Here is a 17,103-nt window from a genome sequence, read left to right on the forward strand (position 1 = left end):
GCTTTAAGAAGTTATTATTCTACATGAAATACGCTATACTTATTATTATAATTATCTGTTCTTTCAGTGCTACGGCACAAGAGAATCCGAGTAATTATATACAAAAGAAAATAGCCGTTAAAGATTCCATTCAGATTGATTCAGTTAACATCAACCCCGCATTATTTAAGGTCAGCTCTAAAGACAACAAAATTATAGATTCTACTTTATATACTGTTGATTTTGTTAAGGCCATTCTTCGTTTTAAGCAGCCTATTGAAATGGATACCATACAAATTGAATATTTACGTTATCCAAAATTTCTAACTAATGTTTACCAGCAATTAGACGATACTGTTATCATTGAACGCACATCTGAATTTCAGCAATTATACCAACTTCAAAACACCACCTCTAAAAACACCTTTACCCCTTTCGATGGTTTAACAACATCGGGAAGTATTTCGCGAGGAGTAACTATTGGAAACAATCAGAATTCAGTATTAAATAGTGAACTCGATTTACAAATTTCAGGAAAACTGAGTGATAAAGTATCCTTAAGAGCATCTATACAAGATGCTAATATTCCGCTGCAAGAAAGCGGCTATTCGCAACGTCTAGATGAATTTGACCAAGTATTTATTGAACTATTTAGCGACGATTGGAATATACGTGCAGGAGATATAGACTTAGAGAATACTAAAAGTTATTTCGCTAATTTCTCTAAACGTGTACAAGGTTTAATGGTGAATGCTAATCTAAGTGAAAAGACATCAGTTTATGCTTCAGGTGCTTTAGTGCGTGGTCAGTTTACTACCACTCAATTTACAGCTCAAGAAGGTAATCAAGGTCCATATAAATTACGCGGTTCAAATAATGAATTATACGTTCTTGTAGTGTCTGGTAGTGAAACCGTCTACGTTAATGGCGTGCCTTTAAAACGTGGAGAAAACAACGATTATATCATCGATTATAATGCTGGAGAAATCATTTTTAACTCAACATTCCCCATCACTTCAGAAATGCGAATTACTGTAGATTATCAATTTAGTGAACGTAATTATTCACGATTTACAGTGTTTGGGGGTGCTAATTTTGAAACCGAAACGCTCAAATTGAATGTGTCAATTTATTCTGAAAGTGATGCTAAAAATCAACCATTACAACAAAATCTTTCTACAGAGCAAACGCAAGTTTTAGCAGACGCTGGTGATAATCAAGATTTAATGTCTGCGCCTTCTGCAACACCGACATCCTATTCCGAAAATCGAATTCTATACAGAAAAGAAACTTTTGGAGCAGAAGACATATTTGTGTTTTCTAATAATCCTGAAGACGACTTATTTAGTGTGCGATTTACATTGGTTGGTGCAAATCAGGGAAATTATGTACTAGTGAATACAAATGCCATTAATAATATTTTTGAATATATAGCACCAATTGCTGGCGTACCTCAAGGAAATTATGAACCAATAGTGCAACTGATTCCACCCGAACGCTTGCAAATTGCTATTGTTAATGGCCAATATAAACCAAGCACAAAAACAGATCTCTTTTTTGAATTGGCTGGTAGCAAAAAGGATAGTAACCTGTTTTCAAGCTTAGATGATGACAATAATGATGGCTATGCCGGAAAATTTACTTTAAAACAAAGTATTATTCAGACAGATAGTTTGTGGAACTTATCCGCATTGGTTGATGCCGATTTTATTCAAAAAGATTTTAATACCATTCAACGTCTGTATAGAGCTGAATTTAATAGGGACTGGAATTTAGAGACTTCAGAAACGGGTGAAGATAATTTTGACTTTGGAAATCAATTGCTACTCACAACAGGATTGCGTTTATCACATGCTAAAAAAGGATTAGCTACTTATAATTTTGAACATTTAAACTATTCTGAAAATTTTAATGGAAACCGACATCATATTACTGCGAATTTGCGTTTAGGTGATTTCAGGGTTGTCACTAATTCTAGTATTTTAAATAATGAAAGTACTATAAATCGCTCTACATTTTTACGCTCTTTTAACCGTGTTGTATATGGTAAAAGCAACAAATGGACTGGCGTAAAATTCGCTACAGAGGATAACGAACAACGCGTTACCGCGACCGATTCATTAACCGCATTGAGTCAAAAATTTAAATCCTATGAGGCCTTTGTCGGAATTGGAGACAGCACAAGCGTATTTGCAGAAGTCGGCTATATTAAACGTTTTAATGATAGTTTGCGTAACAACGATTTAGAGCGTGTTAACAGTTCTAACACCTATTATTTGAAATCTAGAGTTATTCAGAATAAAAACACCAATCTTCAATTGTTTTTAAATTACAGAGATTTAAAATCTGAAGACAATTCTATTGAAGACGAACAAAGTTTAAATAGTCGCCTAAATTTTAGTCAGAAACTATTTAATAATCTCGTTTTATGGAATACCAATTTTGAGACGAATTCTGGAACCTTAGCGCAACAAGATTTCACCTATGTTGAAGTTGAAGCAGGACAAGGAGCTTACACTTGGATTGACTACAACGAGAATAGCATACAAGAATTAAATGAATTTGAAATTGCACAATTCTCGGATCAAGGCAGTTATATCCGGGTATTATTGCCGAATCAGGTTTTTGTGCGTACACATCAAAATCGCTTGAGTCAAACCATCACTTTTAATCCACAACAATGGACTAAATCTGAAAATAAAACCGAAAAATTCTTCTCCCATTTTTATAATCAGACCTCTTATTTAATAGATAGAAAAATAAAACGTGACGGTAATAATTTCAATCTCAATCCATTTAAAGACGATGAGGAAAATCAGTTAGCATTAAATAATAGTGTGCGAAATGTATTGTTTTATAACAGAGGAAAACAACACTATACAACGAGTTATACTTTTTTAACAAATACGAGTCGAAATTTATTATCTATAGGATCTCAGGAAAATAGTTTAACCAACCATCAACTGAATTTTAACCATAAATTTTCTACAAATTGGTTAGTAAATATGTTGAGTATCTATGGTAATAATGAGAGTATAAGTGAAAATTTCACAAACCGAAATTTTAATATTGAAGAAACCCGATTTCAACCAAAATTATCTTATCTGTTTAATGAAAACGCACAATTCGATTTGTTTTATCAGTACACCTCCAAAGAAAACACTATAGGAAGTTTAGAAACCTTAGCTCAGAATAATTATGGTTTGTCTTTTACGTATAATAATGCTCAAAAAATAGCACTAACAGGTGAATTCAACTTCTTCAAAAATGAATTTGAAGGGAATTCTAATTCGCCAGTAGCGTACCAAATACTTGAGGGGTTGCAGCCAGGAAAAAACTTTACATGGAGCTTACTAGCACAAAAAAAACTAACGAAATATTTAGATTTGAATTTGAATTATTTTGGACGTAAATCTGAAACCTCTAAAATGATCCATACAGGGACGGTTCAATTGAAGGCTTATTTTTAAAAAACCTCAAAACCTTTTAAATACATGCCCTTACAATTTGTTTAAAACCGTTAAAAACGGTATACTGCCATCACAACAACAAAATACAGTAATGAAAGACTTTGTAATAGTAGGCGCTGCACAAGCAGGTCTCTCTATGGCTTATTTTTTAAAACAACATCAGAAGGATTTTTTAATAATTGACAGAGAAGACGAAATTGGAGCATCTTGGTTAAACCGTTGGGATTCTTTAAAATTATTTACTCCTACTGAGTTTAATCACTTAATAGGCATGCCTTTTCCTGCACCAAAAGGTCATTACCCAGACAAATACGAAGTTGCCAATTATTTTAAAACCTATGTCGAAAAATTTGACTTCCCTTTACAATTAAACACTTTAGCGCAACATATTGAAAAAAAGGAGACTCACTTTATTATAAAAACGAATCAACAGGAAATTATCTGTAAGCATGTAATTATCGCTACAGGACCATTTCATATTCCTTACACTCCAAAATGTCATAACAAGCTTTCAGACACCATATATCAGGTACATAGTAATTATTACAAAAACTCAGATCAATTACAAAAAGGCTCGACTTTAGTTGTGGGTGGTGGAGATAGTGGCTTTCAAATTTTGGATGAAATTTCTAGCAATACATCGAATACCACTTATTTTTCAGGAAGTACGGATATTAGAACGTTACCTCAAGAATTTTTAGGAAAAACGCTGTGGTGGTGGTTTACAAAAACAGGATTTTTAAGTTTTAGTAAAGACTCTTGGATTGGAAAAAAAATTAATCAATCTAAGCAACCTATAATTGGTACGGATGTAGAAACGATTATAAATCGCGATAACGTAGCACTTGTAGGTCATACCATAGATGCTGAGTTAAATACTATAAAAACTGCGACAACCGAACTAACAGACGTTAAAAATATTGTTTGGGCTACGGGCTACAAGCCTAATTTTGAATGGATAGATAATTTAGAACTTACCGATGATGGCTACCCAAAACATCATAGAGGAATAAGTACTACAGAAGGCCTCTATTTTATCGGTCTTCCTTGGCTACATACCAGAGGTTCCGCAACATTAGGAGGTATAAAAAAAGATGCTGGTTATTTAGCTAATAAAATTTTATAGTGATAATTATTTAGAGGTTTACCTGATTGGATATCATTTAAAAACCAAAAAACACCCAAACTTTTAAAGTTTGGGTGTTTTAATTTATTTAAAACTTCTGTTTTCACAGCATTTATAATTACATTTTCATTAGCCAATGTTTCACATCAACTTCTGCTTTAATAATCTCTTTTAAATCTTCGATCTTTACACGTTTTTGATCCATTGTATCTCTGTGACGAATCGTTACGGTGTTATCTTCTAAAGTATCGTGGTCTACCGTGATACAAAATGGTGTTCCGTTAGCATCTTGTCTTCTGTAACGTCTACCAACCGTATCCTTTTCTTCATAAGCCACATTAAAATCCCACTTTAAGTCCTCAACAATCTGCTGTGCAACTTCTGGTAAACCATCTTTTGCCAACAACGGAAATATAGCTGCTTTTACAGGAGCTAATACCGCCGGAAGTTTTAAAACAGTACGTGTTTTACCATCTCCTAATTCTTCTTCGACTAAAGCATTTGAGAAAACAGCTAAAAACATACGATCTAAACCAATAGAGGTTTCAAGAACGTAAGGTGTATAGCTTTCGTTATCTTCATGGTCAAAATATTGTAATTTTTTACCAGAAAACTCTTCATGTTGTTTTAAATCAAAATCTGTACGCGAGTGAATCCCTTCCAATTCTTTAAACCCAAATGGGAATTTAAATTCGATATCGGTAGCAGCATCAGCATAATGCGCCAATTTCTCATGATCGTGGAAACGGTAATTATCAGCGCCCATTCCTAGAGATAAATGCCATTTCATACGTGTTTCTTTCCAATGCTCAAACCATTTTTTTTGTGTGCCTGGTTTTATAAAAAATTGCATTTCCATTTGCTCAAACTCGCGCATTCTAAAGATAAATTGTCTTGCAACAATTTCGTTTCTAAATGCTTTTCCCGTTTGTGCAATTCCGAAAGGAATTTTTAAACGTCCTGTTTTCTGAACATTTAAAAAGTTAACAAAGATACCTTGCGCTGTTTCTGGCCTTAAATATAAGTCCATTGCCGTTTCTGCAGAAGCACCGAGTTTAGTTCCAAACATTAGGTTAAATTGCTTAACGTCTGTCCAATTACGACTTCCTGCTACAGGACAAGCAATTTCCAATTCTTCAATTAAAGCTTTTACGTCTGCTAAATCTTCTTTTTCTAGAGATTGTCCTAAACGTTTCAAAATAGAATCGATTTTTTCCTGGTAACCAACTACACGTCCGCTAGTGGAAATAAATTCTTCTTTATTAAAAGCGTCACCAAAGCGTTTTTCTGCTTTTTTAACTTCCTTTTCAATTTTCGCTTCAATTTTAGCACAATAATCCTCTACCAAAACATCTGCTCTATATCGTTTTTTAGAATCCTTATTATCAATTAAAGGATCGCTAAAAGCATCGACATGGCCAGAAGCCTTCCAAGTGGTTGGATGCATAAAAATTGCAGCATCAATCCCTACAATATTATCGTGCATTTGCACCATGGCTTTCCACCAATAGTCTCTTATATTTTTCTTTAATTCTGCTCCATTTTGAGCATAATCGTACACTGCGCTTAGTCCATCGTAGATTTCACTACTCTGAAACACGTAACCATACTCCTTTGCGTGAGAGATTACTTTTTTAAATTGATCTTCGTTTGCCATAATGTTGCAAAAATAGAAAACCGCTCTGATTAACAGAACGGTTTTTCAAAAATTATATCGTTTATTATACGTATTCCTTATTTTAGGTTCAAACTTGTACTACCTAGTTTTACATTTTCATGAAAAATATTGATAAAATAAACACCTTTTAAGAAGGGTTGATCCTCATCATCAGCAATTATAGCGGTACATATTTCTAAATTTTCTTTTTCGTAATTTATACTTTCTTTAAAACTATAGTTTAATGAGGTAGTACCAAAAAACACTTCACCTTTATCCGAGACAACATTACCTTGTGGGCTCACAATCTGAATATAAATATCTTTCTTACCGTATAATGCTAAAGGATTTTCATTTAACGTAATACAGACATCAACAGCATTGGTGCGCCTTGCACGATCTGTAAATCGCTTTTTACCCGACTTTAATTTATACGATTGCGCCTTAATATGACTTGCCTTTAATGAGGCCGCATTATCTATGGTTTTATACAACGAATCATTAACATCTTCTAAACCATTTATTTTTAAGGCATTATCCTTTATTGTACTTAAAGCATAACGTTTTTCATTCTGCAATTTTTTATTTACAGAATTTAAAGAATCCATAGTACTTAGCAGTACTCTATTTCTAGATTTTATAACAACAAGTTGATCCTTAAACTTAGAAATAATTGATAAATCACTATTTAATAATTTTAAAGAATCTAAAGCGTTACTTGCTTCTAATTTTGCTTCGATAAGCTGAGAAGACATAAAACTATAGTCTTGACTTAGCGCGTCATAACTTGTCAATAATTCTGATAATTCTGTTTCTATCAAAATTTTTTCTTGTTTTAAGAAATCTTCATAAGATTCAATGGACTTATATTTATTAAAGCTATAGACTCCTAAAACAGTTAAAACGACTAATAAAGAACTAATAATCAATCTATAATTAAATAGCTGAGGGTTAACTATCATTATTATTTTTATTAATTTAATGCGAAATTAGAGCTAATTAAAGTCTAATTTTATTTTAATCGACTAAGTGATGAAAAACTTGTTAAACTTGTTCTTTCCCATGGTTTGTGAAGCGTGTAATAACGTTTTAGCAGATAATGAAATTGTTTTATGTATCTCTTGCAGACATCATTTACCTGTTACCAACTTTCATCTTGATAATGCCGAAGATGTAAAAAAAATAGTATACGGACGTGTCAAACTTGAAAATGCAACTGCCTTATTACATTTTTCAAAAAAAGGAATTGTACAGCAAATATTACATAATCTAAAATATAGAGGTCATGAGGATATTGGAGAATTCTTTGGCAAATGGTTTGGAGCAGAACTAGCAACGGTAGCAGCTTACAACACTATAGATGTTGTTGTACCCGTACCTTTGTATAAATCTAAATTAAGGAAGCGTGGTTACAACCAAGTTGCAAAATTTGGAAAAGCAATTGCTGAAGCACTAAATGCCGACTATAATGACACCGTTTTAATAAAAACAAAACCAACTAAAACACAAGTATTTAAAGGGCGTTTAACGCGGTGGAATGATGATGGTGCCTTATTCGGAATTTCTGAAAATAACTCATTAAGAGGAAAACATATATTACTAGTAGATGACATCATTACCACTGGGGCAACGGTTGAAGCCTGCGCGACTGTTTTGTTAAAAATTGATAATATTAAGTTAAGTCTTGCTACAATGGCAATTGCAGATTAATTTTTTCGTTTCTAAATAAATTATATTGTTTCTTTGTGCTAAATTATTTTGAATAGATGCGTTTACCTTCACTGCGAATTTTAATTCTCATTTTAATTGCAATTAGTATAGCTAGTTGCGCCAATCGTGGCACTCCTACAGGTGGAGAGAAGGATATTTTACCTCCCGAGATCACAAAATCTGTACCTCCTAATTTTTCGACTAACTTTAAAGGTGATGAAATTAGAATTTACTTTAATGAATACATCAAAATAAAAGACCTTAGAAAACAACTCATTGTATCGCCTCCAATGGACACTGAACCAATGGTTACACCAATGAGTGGGGCGAGTGACTACATTACAATTAAAATAATTGACACTTTAGAAGCCAATACCACATACGCGTTTAATTTTGGAGAAAGCATTGTAGACAACAACGAAGAAAACCCTTATCCTTATTATCGCTATGTATTCTCTACAGGTAACATCATCGATTCTTTATCTGTTAAAGGTTATGTCACTGATGCTTTAAAACAAGAACCAGATACATTTATTTCGGTAATGTTGTATGAAGTAGATTCAACGTATACAGATTCTATTATTTACAAACAAAAACCAAGATATATTACCAATACACTCGACAGTCTTACAAGTTTTAACATTGAAAACATTAAAGCGGGAACCTATAAATTAATTGCATTAAAGGATATGAACTCAAATTATATGTTCAATCAGAAAAATGACAAAATAGGCTTTAAAGAAGAGTTAATTACGGTTCCAACAGAAGAATCCTATCAACTGAATCTTTTCAATGAAAACGTAAATTACAAAGCAGTGAAGCCTTCTCAAGATGGTGAAACGCGCATTATTTTTCCGTATGAAGGTGATTATGAATCTATGCGAATCGAAGTGCTAGGCGACACACCCGAAGATTACAAAACCCGAATTGTAAAAGATCCCAAAACAGATACGTTATACTATTGGTATAAGCCGAAATTTGAAATTGATACCACATTCTTTATCGTTAAAAACGATAAGCAAATAGACACCTTTAAACATCGCTTTAGAACCATTAAAGGAGATTCTTTAAGTATAAAATCATCTTCACAATCAACGTTGAATTTTGATGAAGATTTTACTCTTGAAGCTAATATTCCATTGACTAGAATTGACACAACTAGGATTAAAATTATTGACAAAGACTCTTTAACCGTACCGTTAAAAGTGGAATATGATTCTATTTTTAACAGGTATAAATTCCCTATAGACAAACAAGAAGGTCAGAAGTATAACATTACCATGCTTCCTGGCACATTTACCGATTTCTATGACAGCACCAATACAGATACACTAACCTACTCTATTAGAACCAAAATGGAATCTGAGTATGGAAATATTAGAGTTAATATTAGAAATGCAAAATTCCCATTAATTGTGCAATTGGTGAACGATAAAGGTGAAGTTATGTACGAACGTTATGCTAAAGATTCACCTGTAGTAGATTTTAGAAATCTAGTCCCTAAAAAATATAAACTGCGTGCTATTTTTGATACTAATGGAAATGGAAAATATGACACTGGGAATTTCCTATTAGGTATTCAACCTGAACGTGTTAGCTATTCAGAACCTATTGAAGAAGTACGCTCTAATTTTGATTTTGTTGAAGAGTTTACACTTCTAGACTAAAGCTGTCTCTATCATTTAAAAAATTTAATTTTTCTCGATATTTAGTAAGGGACTCTTTTTCTAAAACGACAATTGCTGTAGCAGCTTCATTTTCAGACAAATTATCCATTCTATTTCCTAATACATCGTACACTACAGAGTGACCAGAGTATTCATGGTTATTTCCATCTAACCCCACTCTATTTACACCAATACAATACGTCATATTCTCTATAGCTCTAGCTTGCAATAAAGCATCCCAAGCTTTAATACGCACTTTTGGCCAGTTAGCAACATATATTAAAAGATCGTAATTCTCAACATTTCTAGCCCAAACTGGAAAACGAAGATCGTAACAAACCAACGGACAGATTTTCCACCCTTTATAATTAAAAATCACTTTCTCAGTACCAGCTGTATACACCTTATGCTCGCCTGCTAAAGTAAACGTATGGCGCTTATCATAAGTTGTAATTACACCTGAAGGCTCCACACAAACCATGCGATTATAAAAATTGTTATTCTCAGAAATTACAAGACTCCCCATAATAGCCGCATCTTTTTCTTTGGCCAATTTCATCAACCAAACTATGGTTTCTCCCGTCATAGTTTCTGCAACCAACTCAGGATTCATAGTAAATCCAGACGTAAACATTTCTGGTAAAACAATAAGATCAACACCTGTAGGAATGGTGTTGATCTTATCATTTAGCAAACGTCGATTTATTTTGGGGCTTTCCCAAACTAATGAGGTTTGTATTAAGGCTACGTTTAAAACATGAGACATAGTTATAATTTTCGTTTTGCTTTTTCTACTTTTTCAGTAAGCTTTGATAATTTATCTAACCACTTACTATCATCAACAGGCGACAATTTACCTTTTCTTTTTAACTTCTCATATTTCTTTTGCGACTTATCTAATTTATCTTCAGCCTTTTGTAAGTTAGATTCTAGCTTTGCTTGTTTTTCCAGCGCTTTTTCGGCCTTTTTTTGAGCTTTTTCGGCTTTCTTTTGGGCTTTTTCTGCGGCTTCTTTTTCAGCTTCTAACTTTTTTGCGGCTTTTTCTTTTTCCTTAACCGCCTCTTCTTCTTCTTTTTTGAGCATTGCTGTTGCTTTTTCAGACTTTACAGCTTCTGCCTTCGTTTGTTCTGCTTCCAATTTTGCTTTAGCTTCAACTTCCTTAGCTTTTGCTACTTCTAACTTTGTTGCTGCTTCAGCTTTAAGTTTTTCTGTAATCGCCGCAGCTTCTTTAAAAATAACTGCTTTTTCTTCTAAACTTAAAGTTTCCGTAACATCTTTACCTTCTAAAAATATCTTTTCATTCTTCACCTCATAGATTTTACCCTCTTTGGTAATTTCTTGTGCATTTAAAAACAACACAAACACTAGGCTCACACAAGTTAATATATATTTCATAATTTTTATTTATTTAAGTTATTCATTTTTTCCGTTGCTTCTTTAAGCGCGTCTTTTAAATCGATTAATTTTTCTGACCACTCGGTGTCATCATTAGTTGATAATTTGCCTTTTTTCTTTAATTTTTCATATTTATTTTGTTGCTTTTCTAAACGTTTCTTTGCTTTCAAAAATTCATCACGAGCATCTTCTTTTGCTTCTAACTTTTCTTGCAGTGCTTCTTGTCGTTCTTCAAGTTCATCTAGTTTCTCTTCTACAGCTTCTTCTCTTTCTTTTAATGCTTTCTGTTTAGCTTTAAGCTCATCTTCTAATGTCTCTGCTTCTACTTTGGCTTTTCTATTTGCTTTAAGAGTTGATGCAATTTCAGACTTGCGCTTCTCTGATAATGTTTCCGTAACATCCGCTCCATTATTTCTAATAGAATTCCCTTTTATCTCATAGACATTTCCATCTTTAGTAATCACACGCTCAGTGCTACCACAAGACATCATTAAACCTATTAAAAAACATAACCATACATATTGAATTTTCATACTTTCTTCTAACTTTTGTTTCTATTAATAAGACACAATAAAACTAATAAAGTCACCGTATTACGAAAGATTTAACATTAGATGCTATTCAAAATTTCTGCTGCTTTTATTAAAGTATCGTCTGTTTTAGCAAAACAAAATCGCAATACCTTATCATCTTGATTATTAGCATTAAAAACCGAAAGCGGAATGGCTGCAATTTTAAATTCCTTAGTTAATTGTTTTGCAAAATCTACATCATACGCGTCTGTGATTTCAGAATAATCCAACACTTGAAAATAGGTACCTTGTGATGGCTGAAACTTAAATCTAGATTCTGAAATTAAACTCAAAAACAAGTTACGTTTCCGCTGAAAAAAAGTATTTAACCCTAAATAAGTTTCTGCATCTTGCATATAATCTGCAATGCCCTTTTGTGATGGATGATTTACCGAAAACACATTAAATTGGTGTACTTTTCTAAATTCTGCCATTAAGTTTTCTGGTGCACAACAATACCCAATTTTCCAACCTGTATTATGAAAAGTTTTCCCGAAGGAAGCGGTTATAAAACTGCGTTGTTTTAAATCGTCGAACAAACATGCACTTTGATGTTGTACATCATCAAATACAATATGTTCGTAAACCTCATCACTCAGTATAATAATATCGGTGTTTTTTGTCAATTTTTGAAGTTGAAGCATATCCTCCTTAGACCAAATGGTGCCACTGGGATTATGTGGAGAATTGATAATAATTAGTTTTGTTTTAGTCGAAATTTTTGAAGCCACTTCATCCCAATTGACTTTATAATTTGGAGCAGATAATTGAATCGGAATTGTTTTACCACCATTAATTTCAACCGCTGGCTCATAACAATCGTAAGCAGGTTTAAATATAATAACCTCGTCATTTGGTCTTACAAATGCTGAAACAATCGTATAAATAGCTTGGGTTGCACCTGCTGTTACTGTGATTTCTTTTTCAGGATGATAGGTGCTCTTATAGAGTAATTCGTATTTACGAGCAATCGCTAAACGCAACTCTAAATTGCCAGCCATTGGAGCGTATTGATTATACCCATTTTTCATGGCATTAGTTACCAAATTATTCAACTTTTGAGAACTTGGATAATTAGGAAAACCTTGTGATAGATTTAAAGCATTATGCGCTTTTGCCAAAGCACTCATAACTGTAAAAATGGTGGTGCCAACGTGAGGTAATTTTGAGGTAATATTCATATGCTTATAGGTATTGTTTTAAACCGCCACATGCTGTTCACTACTAACAAACTTTAACATGTGCAATTCATAAAAAAGAAGTCTTTATCCACTAAAACATTAAAGATATAAAACAAGCTTTTCTATCTTTACAAAAACTAATAAAATATTAACTATGCGCTTTTTAAAAATTCTTTTTCTTTTCGTTGTTTTTCAAGTTTCTGCCCAACAAGGTGGGATGTGGATCCCTTCACTTTTAGAAGGTATGAACGAAGACGAAATGCAAAGTTTGGGCAGTAAATTAACAGCTCAAGACATTTACGATGTTAACAATTCTAGCTTAAAAGATGCCATTGGACATTTTAATGGAGGCTGTACTAGCGAAGTGATTTCGGACCAAGGCTTAGTCCTTACCAATCATCATTGTGGGTTTGGCCAAATTCAATCGCATTCGTCTTTAGAAAACGATTATTTAAAAGATGGTTTTTGGGCCATGAATTTAGAAGATGAATTACCAAACGAAGGTTTATATATTGAATTTATTGTGAGTATTCATGATGTTTCAGAAGTGGCTTTAAAAAGTATTACTGAAACCATGACCGAAACAGAAAAGCAATCTCTAATTTCAAAAAACACAAACGCAGTTTTAAAAACTTGGCCAAAAGAATCTTGGCAAGATGTAAAAACTAAAGCCTTTTATGAAGGTAATCAGTACTTTCTCTTTGTAACAGAACGTTTTGAAGATATTCGTTTAGTTGGTGCACCTCCAACAAGTATTGGTAAATTTGGAAGTGACACAGATAATTGGGTTTTCCCTAGACATACTGGTGATTTTTCTATGTTTAGAATTTATGCAGATGCTAATAACAGACCTGCAAAATATAGTAAAGACAACAAACCTTACAAGCCAAAACATTACCTACCTATTTCGTTAGATGGTGTTGAAGAAGGCGATTTTACCATGGTTTTTGGTTTTCCTGGAACGACTAGCGAATATTTACCTGCAGTTGCTATAGAACATATTACAAAAGAATTTAACCCAACAAATATCGCTATCAGAGAAGCAGCTCTAAAAGTTATTGATCAAAAAATGAAAGAAAGCGATGACGTAAGAATCAAATACGCTTCGAAACAAGCACGAATTGCGAATTCTTGGAAACGATGGATTGGTGTTAACTTAGGTATAGAAAAAAGTAACGCTGTTGAACAACGTAGGACATTTGAAGCAACGTTTACTAAAGCTTTAAAAGAAAAAGGGCTAGAAGAAAAATACGGACATATACTTTCTGAGTTTGATAAGTTATATAAGGATTTTGCACCTATAAATATTAAACATAGAAACTTTATAGAAGTGTTTTTAACAACCAATGAGTTGATGCAAATGACATTTAGAGCTTACCAAGTTGAGCAAGCCATAATTGACAACCCAGAAATTCTTGAAAGAGGGAAAGAGGTGTTAACGGGTCAATTACAAAGTATTCATAAAAATTTTGATAGTGATTTAGATAAAGGTGTTTTTGAAAACGTGATGAACATTTACCAACCCAATAACGTAAATTCATTAATATACGGTGAAACTGCTTTTACCAATTTAGATTCGGCTTTACAATTATTAGAAGGTGATGCTGAAACAGTTATCAAAAATCTTAATAACGATGCTGCTTATGCGTATGCAAAACCAATTATCGCTGAATTTTTTAATACGCTCAATCCTGAATACCAAGAAAAAAACGCGCCAATTACGGCTTTACAAACGCAATATATGACCGCGTTAATGGAAGTTTTACCTAACGAACGTTATTTTCCTGATGCTAATAGTACACTTCGTGTTACTTACGGTCAAGTACGAGGGTATTCTCCAAGAGACGCCGTCTATTACGAGCCCGTAAGTTATTTAGACGGTGTGATTGAAAAGTATATTCCTGGTGATTACGAATTTGATGTACCACAAAAGCTAATTGATTTGTATGAGGCGAAAGATTATGGGCAATATGCAGATAGCAACGGAAAGGTACCAGTTTGTTTTTTAGGAACCAACCACACTACTGGTGGGAATTCGGGAAGTCCTGCTATTGATGCCGAAGGAAATTTAGTTGGTTTAAATTTCGATAGAGTTTGGGAAGGGACTATGAGTGACATGAATTACGATCCGGAAATCTGCCGTAACATTATGGTAGATTTACGTTATGTGCTTTTTATTGTTGATAAATATGCTGGTGCACAACACTTAATTGATGAAATGACCTTAGTACATCCTAAGAAAAATGATTCTAAGAAAAAGAAGGGAAGAAGAAAGAGTAAAAAGAAGTAGGCAGTAGCCAATATATAAAACATTAAGCCCTCACAAGTTATTAGAACTCGTGAGGGCTTTTTTATGTATTTTTATAAAATATTACACAATAACGATAAGCATAGACGCCTTATACCTATGAAAAAAGTATTACTATATTTCTTCTTATTTTGTTTTTGCATTAGTTCTTCACAAAGTTTTTACGATGAGGGGAATGAAATAGATGGAAAAGATTCTAAAGGTCGTGAGCACAAAAACTATTTTCATTTAGTTGGCGACGTAAAAGAAGTAGAGGTTATTACTGAAAGAAAATCAAAAATAGATACTACAAACCAAAAATTCATATCCAAGCATAAAAGAGAGTTTAATATAAATGGTTATATGCTAAAAGAATACTCGGCTCAACAAGATGATTCATTGTTTCTGAATAAGCAAAACACTTTTGACAACAAAGACAATCCACTATTAAAATCTGAATATGCAATACGATGGATTTGGATTAAAGACAGCATGGTATCAACGAATGAAATAAATAGTTATCATGAAAAATACACTTATGATTCTGAAAATAAATTACTAACTAAGTATCAAAAAACAAATAAACAGAAAGCATTTTACATTTCGGAAAGGTATTCATATACACATGGAAAACTATTTAAAAAGGAAAATCTAAATAATCATATCGATACAAATATCTATAGTTTTGCAATGTGCAGAGGGGATGGATATTATTTAAACGATTTTGCGACAGAATATGAGTATAATAAAAGTGGCTACTTAATAAATACTAAAAAATATATTGACACATTACAATCAGTACGTTATCGAGACACTTTAGTAACGGTAAACTTTCGCGATACAATTATAAAAAACCGAAAAACTTCAATCCCTCTAATCAGGGAAGATCGCAAACTAGATTTTTCCAATTTTATTCTAGAATATGAAGATCAATTTCAATATGACAAGCAAAATAGAATGATTTCAGAAAAAACCATAAATCATTATAATTCTTACCATTCTGAGGGTGAGATTATCTATGACTATTTCGGAAATAAAAAACAAAAAACATTAAGAAAACCTAAAAATGGTCTTACAAGTGGCAACCTAAACCAATACATTATTATTAGGAAAGACACATTGGTGCATAAAACATGGTATTTTAATAAAAAGGAAGGAGAAAAAAAATTGAGCACTGAATATTTCTATAACTTAGATGGAAGCTTTAAGAAAAATTCTTACAGTAATAACGAAATTAGTAGAGTACAATTTTATAATACTAGAAAACACTTAATTGAAGAAAGAGATTTAAGAAACAATACGTTAAGACAAATAAATTACAAGTATGACAAAAACGGTAATGTTATTGAAAAAATAACTTTATACAATGGAGTTATCAAAGAGAAAATTACAAGAAAAATAAGTTATTATTAAATCTATAAAGTAAATTTCTCTATTTAAAGTCCTTACGCCACCTTAAGTGAAATTGCCTTTGCTGCAATTTTGTATCAAGAACCACTAAAAATAAAAACTGAATTATTTCAATATGCTCTTCACGATTTTCATATGATGATTAGTATGTGCTTCCAAGAATTGAACAACCCTTGATTTATTAATATTCCCAAATAAGGGATGTTTAAAATAAGCATTTGGATCTAAAGTTGCTATCCCTTTTATATGAGCTCTAGCTTCTGCTAATTGTAAAATAATATCATCCTTTACGATTGTTTCAGGTGGAGTCACATATTTTGGCGCTTTTGCTTTTCCTCTTGGAAAGAATCTAAATTTTAATAACAACTTACCTATAAAACTAAAATTATCCTCATACAACGCTGGATCAGAATTCTGCATCGTTGTCACAACAGCATTAATAACTTTTAAGCTATGATCTAAATGCCATGCAACGTTGGCTTTTGAGATGCTTGCCTTTGTGGCTTCACTATTGGAAATTAAACCCTCCATGAAGTTTAATTTATTTTGTAAAACTGTAATGTCTACTGAACTCATTTTAGTTTTTATTGAAAGGTAGTTATAATAAAAAATCCCAAACACTAATGCTTGAGATTTTTAAAAATTCTAT

At 32.7% G+C, this 17,103-nt stretch carries 13 protein-coding genes; 6 read left to right on the plus strand and 7 right to left on the minus strand.

The window, feature by feature from the left end; all coding sequences use genetic code 11:
- The first annotated feature begins 23 nt into the window (after nucleotides 1-23).
- Nucleotides 24-3,449, plus strand: coding sequence for a hypothetical protein (locus HM986_RS03520; protein WP_179333686.1), 3,426 nt, complete (start codon nucleotides 24-26; stop codon nucleotides 3,447-3,449).
- Nucleotides 3,450-3,540: 91 nt separating this feature from the next.
- Nucleotides 3,541-4,575, plus strand: coding sequence for a flavin-containing monooxygenase (locus tag HM986_RS03525; protein WP_179333687.1), 1,035 nt, complete (start codon nucleotides 3,541-3,543; stop codon nucleotides 4,573-4,575).
- Between the two features lie 118 nt (nucleotides 4,576-4,693).
- Here the strand turns inward: HM986_RS03525 and HM986_RS03530 are convergent, their stop codons facing one another.
- Nucleotides 4,694-6,232 carry a glycine--tRNA ligase gene (locus HM986_RS03530; protein WP_179333688.1) on the minus strand — a complete coding sequence of 513 codons (1,539 nt, stop codon included), beginning with the start codon at nucleotides 6,230-6,232 and terminating at the stop codon, nucleotides 4,694-4,696.
- Nucleotides 6,233-6,309: 77 nt separating this feature from the next.
- A complete protein-coding gene (locus HM986_RS03535) occupies nucleotides 6,310-7,194 on the minus strand; it encodes a hypothetical protein (RefSeq protein ID WP_179333689.1) in 885 nt (294 codons plus the stop codon).
- 70 nt (nucleotides 7,195-7,264) lie between these two features.
- On the opposite strand from HM986_RS03535, the gene HM986_RS03540 reads away from it, so the two are divergent.
- Both HM986_RS03540 and HM986_RS03545 read left to right on the plus strand, forming a co-directional pair.
- On the plus strand, nucleotides 7,265-7,942 hold the full coding sequence (locus HM986_RS03540; RefSeq protein WP_179333690.1) for a ComF family protein: 678 nt from the start codon (nucleotides 7,265-7,267) through the stop codon (nucleotides 7,940-7,942).
- A gap of 56 nt (nucleotides 7,943-7,998) precedes the next feature.
- Nucleotides 7,999-9,609, plus strand: a complete 1,611-nt coding sequence (locus tag HM986_RS03545; RefSeq protein ID WP_179333691.1) for an Ig-like domain-containing protein — start codon at nucleotides 7,999-8,001, stop codon at nucleotides 9,607-9,609.
- On the opposite strand, the gene HM986_RS03550 is transcribed toward HM986_RS03545, so the two are convergent.
- From HM986_RS03550 to HM986_RS03565, 4 genes are all read right to left on the minus strand, one after another.
- Entirely contained in the window at nucleotides 9,593-10,375 is a 783-nt protein-coding gene (locus HM986_RS03550) for an amidohydrolase (protein WP_179333692.1), read from the minus strand. The two genes, HM986_RS03545 and HM986_RS03550, sit on opposite strands and share 17 nt — an antisense overlap.
- Nucleotides 10,376-10,377: 2 nt before the next feature.
- A complete protein-coding gene (locus HM986_RS03555; RefSeq protein WP_179333693.1) occupies nucleotides 10,378-10,965 on the minus strand; it encodes a hypothetical protein in 588 nt (195 codons plus the stop codon).
- 44 nt (nucleotides 10,966-11,009) lie between these two features.
- A complete protein-coding gene (locus HM986_RS03560; RefSeq protein ID WP_179333694.1) occupies nucleotides 11,010-11,537 on the minus strand; it encodes a hypothetical protein in 528 nt (175 codons plus the stop codon).
- A gap of 77 nt (nucleotides 11,538-11,614) precedes the next feature.
- Entirely contained in the window at nucleotides 11,615-12,757 is a 1,143-nt protein-coding gene (locus HM986_RS03565) for a methionine aminotransferase (RefSeq protein ID WP_179333695.1), read from the minus strand.
- A gap of 154 nt (nucleotides 12,758-12,911) precedes the next feature.
- Between HM986_RS03565 and HM986_RS03570 the strand changes: the two genes are divergently transcribed.
- Both HM986_RS03570 and HM986_RS03575 read left to right on the plus strand, forming a co-directional pair.
- Nucleotides 12,912-15,047: a S46 family peptidase gene (locus HM986_RS03570; protein WP_179333696.1), complete on the plus strand. Its 2,136-nt coding sequence runs from the start codon at nucleotides 12,912-12,914 to the stop codon at nucleotides 15,045-15,047.
- A 117-nt stretch (nucleotides 15,048-15,164) separates the two neighbouring features.
- The gene (locus HM986_RS03575) at nucleotides 15,165-16,457 is read left to right on the plus strand and encodes a hypothetical protein (protein WP_179333697.1); all 1,293 of its coding nucleotides are present in this window, start codon (nucleotides 15,165-15,167) and stop codon (nucleotides 16,455-16,457) included.
- 102 nt (nucleotides 16,458-16,559) lie between these two features.
- Here HM986_RS03575 and HM986_RS03580 read toward each other — a convergent pair whose 3' ends face one another.
- Entirely contained in the window at nucleotides 16,560-17,030 is a 471-nt protein-coding gene (locus tag HM986_RS03580; protein WP_179333698.1) for a DUF1569 domain-containing protein, read from the minus strand.
- Nucleotides 17,031-17,103 lie beyond the last annotated feature (73 nt).

Origin of the sequence: Winogradskyella costae (genome assembly GCF_013403865.1) — a bacterium.
GTDB lineage: Bacteria > Bacteroidota > Bacteroidia > Flavobacteriales > Flavobacteriaceae > Winogradskyella > Winogradskyella costae.

Coding starts and splice junctions, on each gene's coding strand:
- HM986_RS03520 (WP_179333686.1), top strand. CDS start 24: ATGAAATACGCTATACTTATTATTATAATTATCTGTTCTTTCAGTGCT.
- HM986_RS03525 (WP_179333687.1), top strand. CDS start 3,541: ATGAAAGACTTTGTAATAGTAGGCGCTGCACAAGCAGGTCTCTCTATG.
- HM986_RS03530 (WP_179333688.1), bottom strand. CDS start 6,232: ATGGCAAACGAAGATCAATTTAAAAAAGTAATCTCTCACGCAAAGGAG.
- HM986_RS03535 (WP_179333689.1), bottom strand. CDS start 7,194: ATGATAGTTAACCCTCAGCTATTTAATTATAGATTGATTATTAGTTCT.
- HM986_RS03540 (WP_179333690.1), top strand. CDS start 7,265: ATGAAAAACTTGTTAAACTTGTTCTTTCCCATGGTTTGTGAAGCGTGT.
- HM986_RS03545 (WP_179333691.1), top strand. CDS start 7,999: ATGCGTTTACCTTCACTGCGAATTTTAATTCTCATTTTAATTGCAATT.
- HM986_RS03550 (WP_179333692.1), bottom strand. CDS start 10,375: ATGTCTCATGTTTTAAACGTAGCCTTAATACAAACCTCATTAGTTTGG.
- HM986_RS03560 (WP_179333694.1), bottom strand. CDS start 11,537: ATGAAAATTCAATATGTATGGTTATGTTTTTTAATAGGTTTAATGATG.
- HM986_RS03565 (WP_179333695.1), bottom strand. CDS start 12,757: ATGAATATTACCTCAAAATTACCTCACGTTGGCACCACCATTTTTACA.
- HM986_RS03570 (WP_179333696.1), top strand. CDS start 12,912: ATGCGCTTTTTAAAAATTCTTTTTCTTTTCGTTGTTTTTCAAGTTTCT.
- HM986_RS03575 (WP_179333697.1), top strand. CDS start 15,165: ATGAAAAAAGTATTACTATATTTCTTCTTATTTTGTTTTTGCATTAGT.
- HM986_RS03580 (WP_179333698.1), bottom strand. CDS start 17,030: ATGAGTTCAGTAGACATTACAGTTTTACAAAATAAATTAAACTTCATG.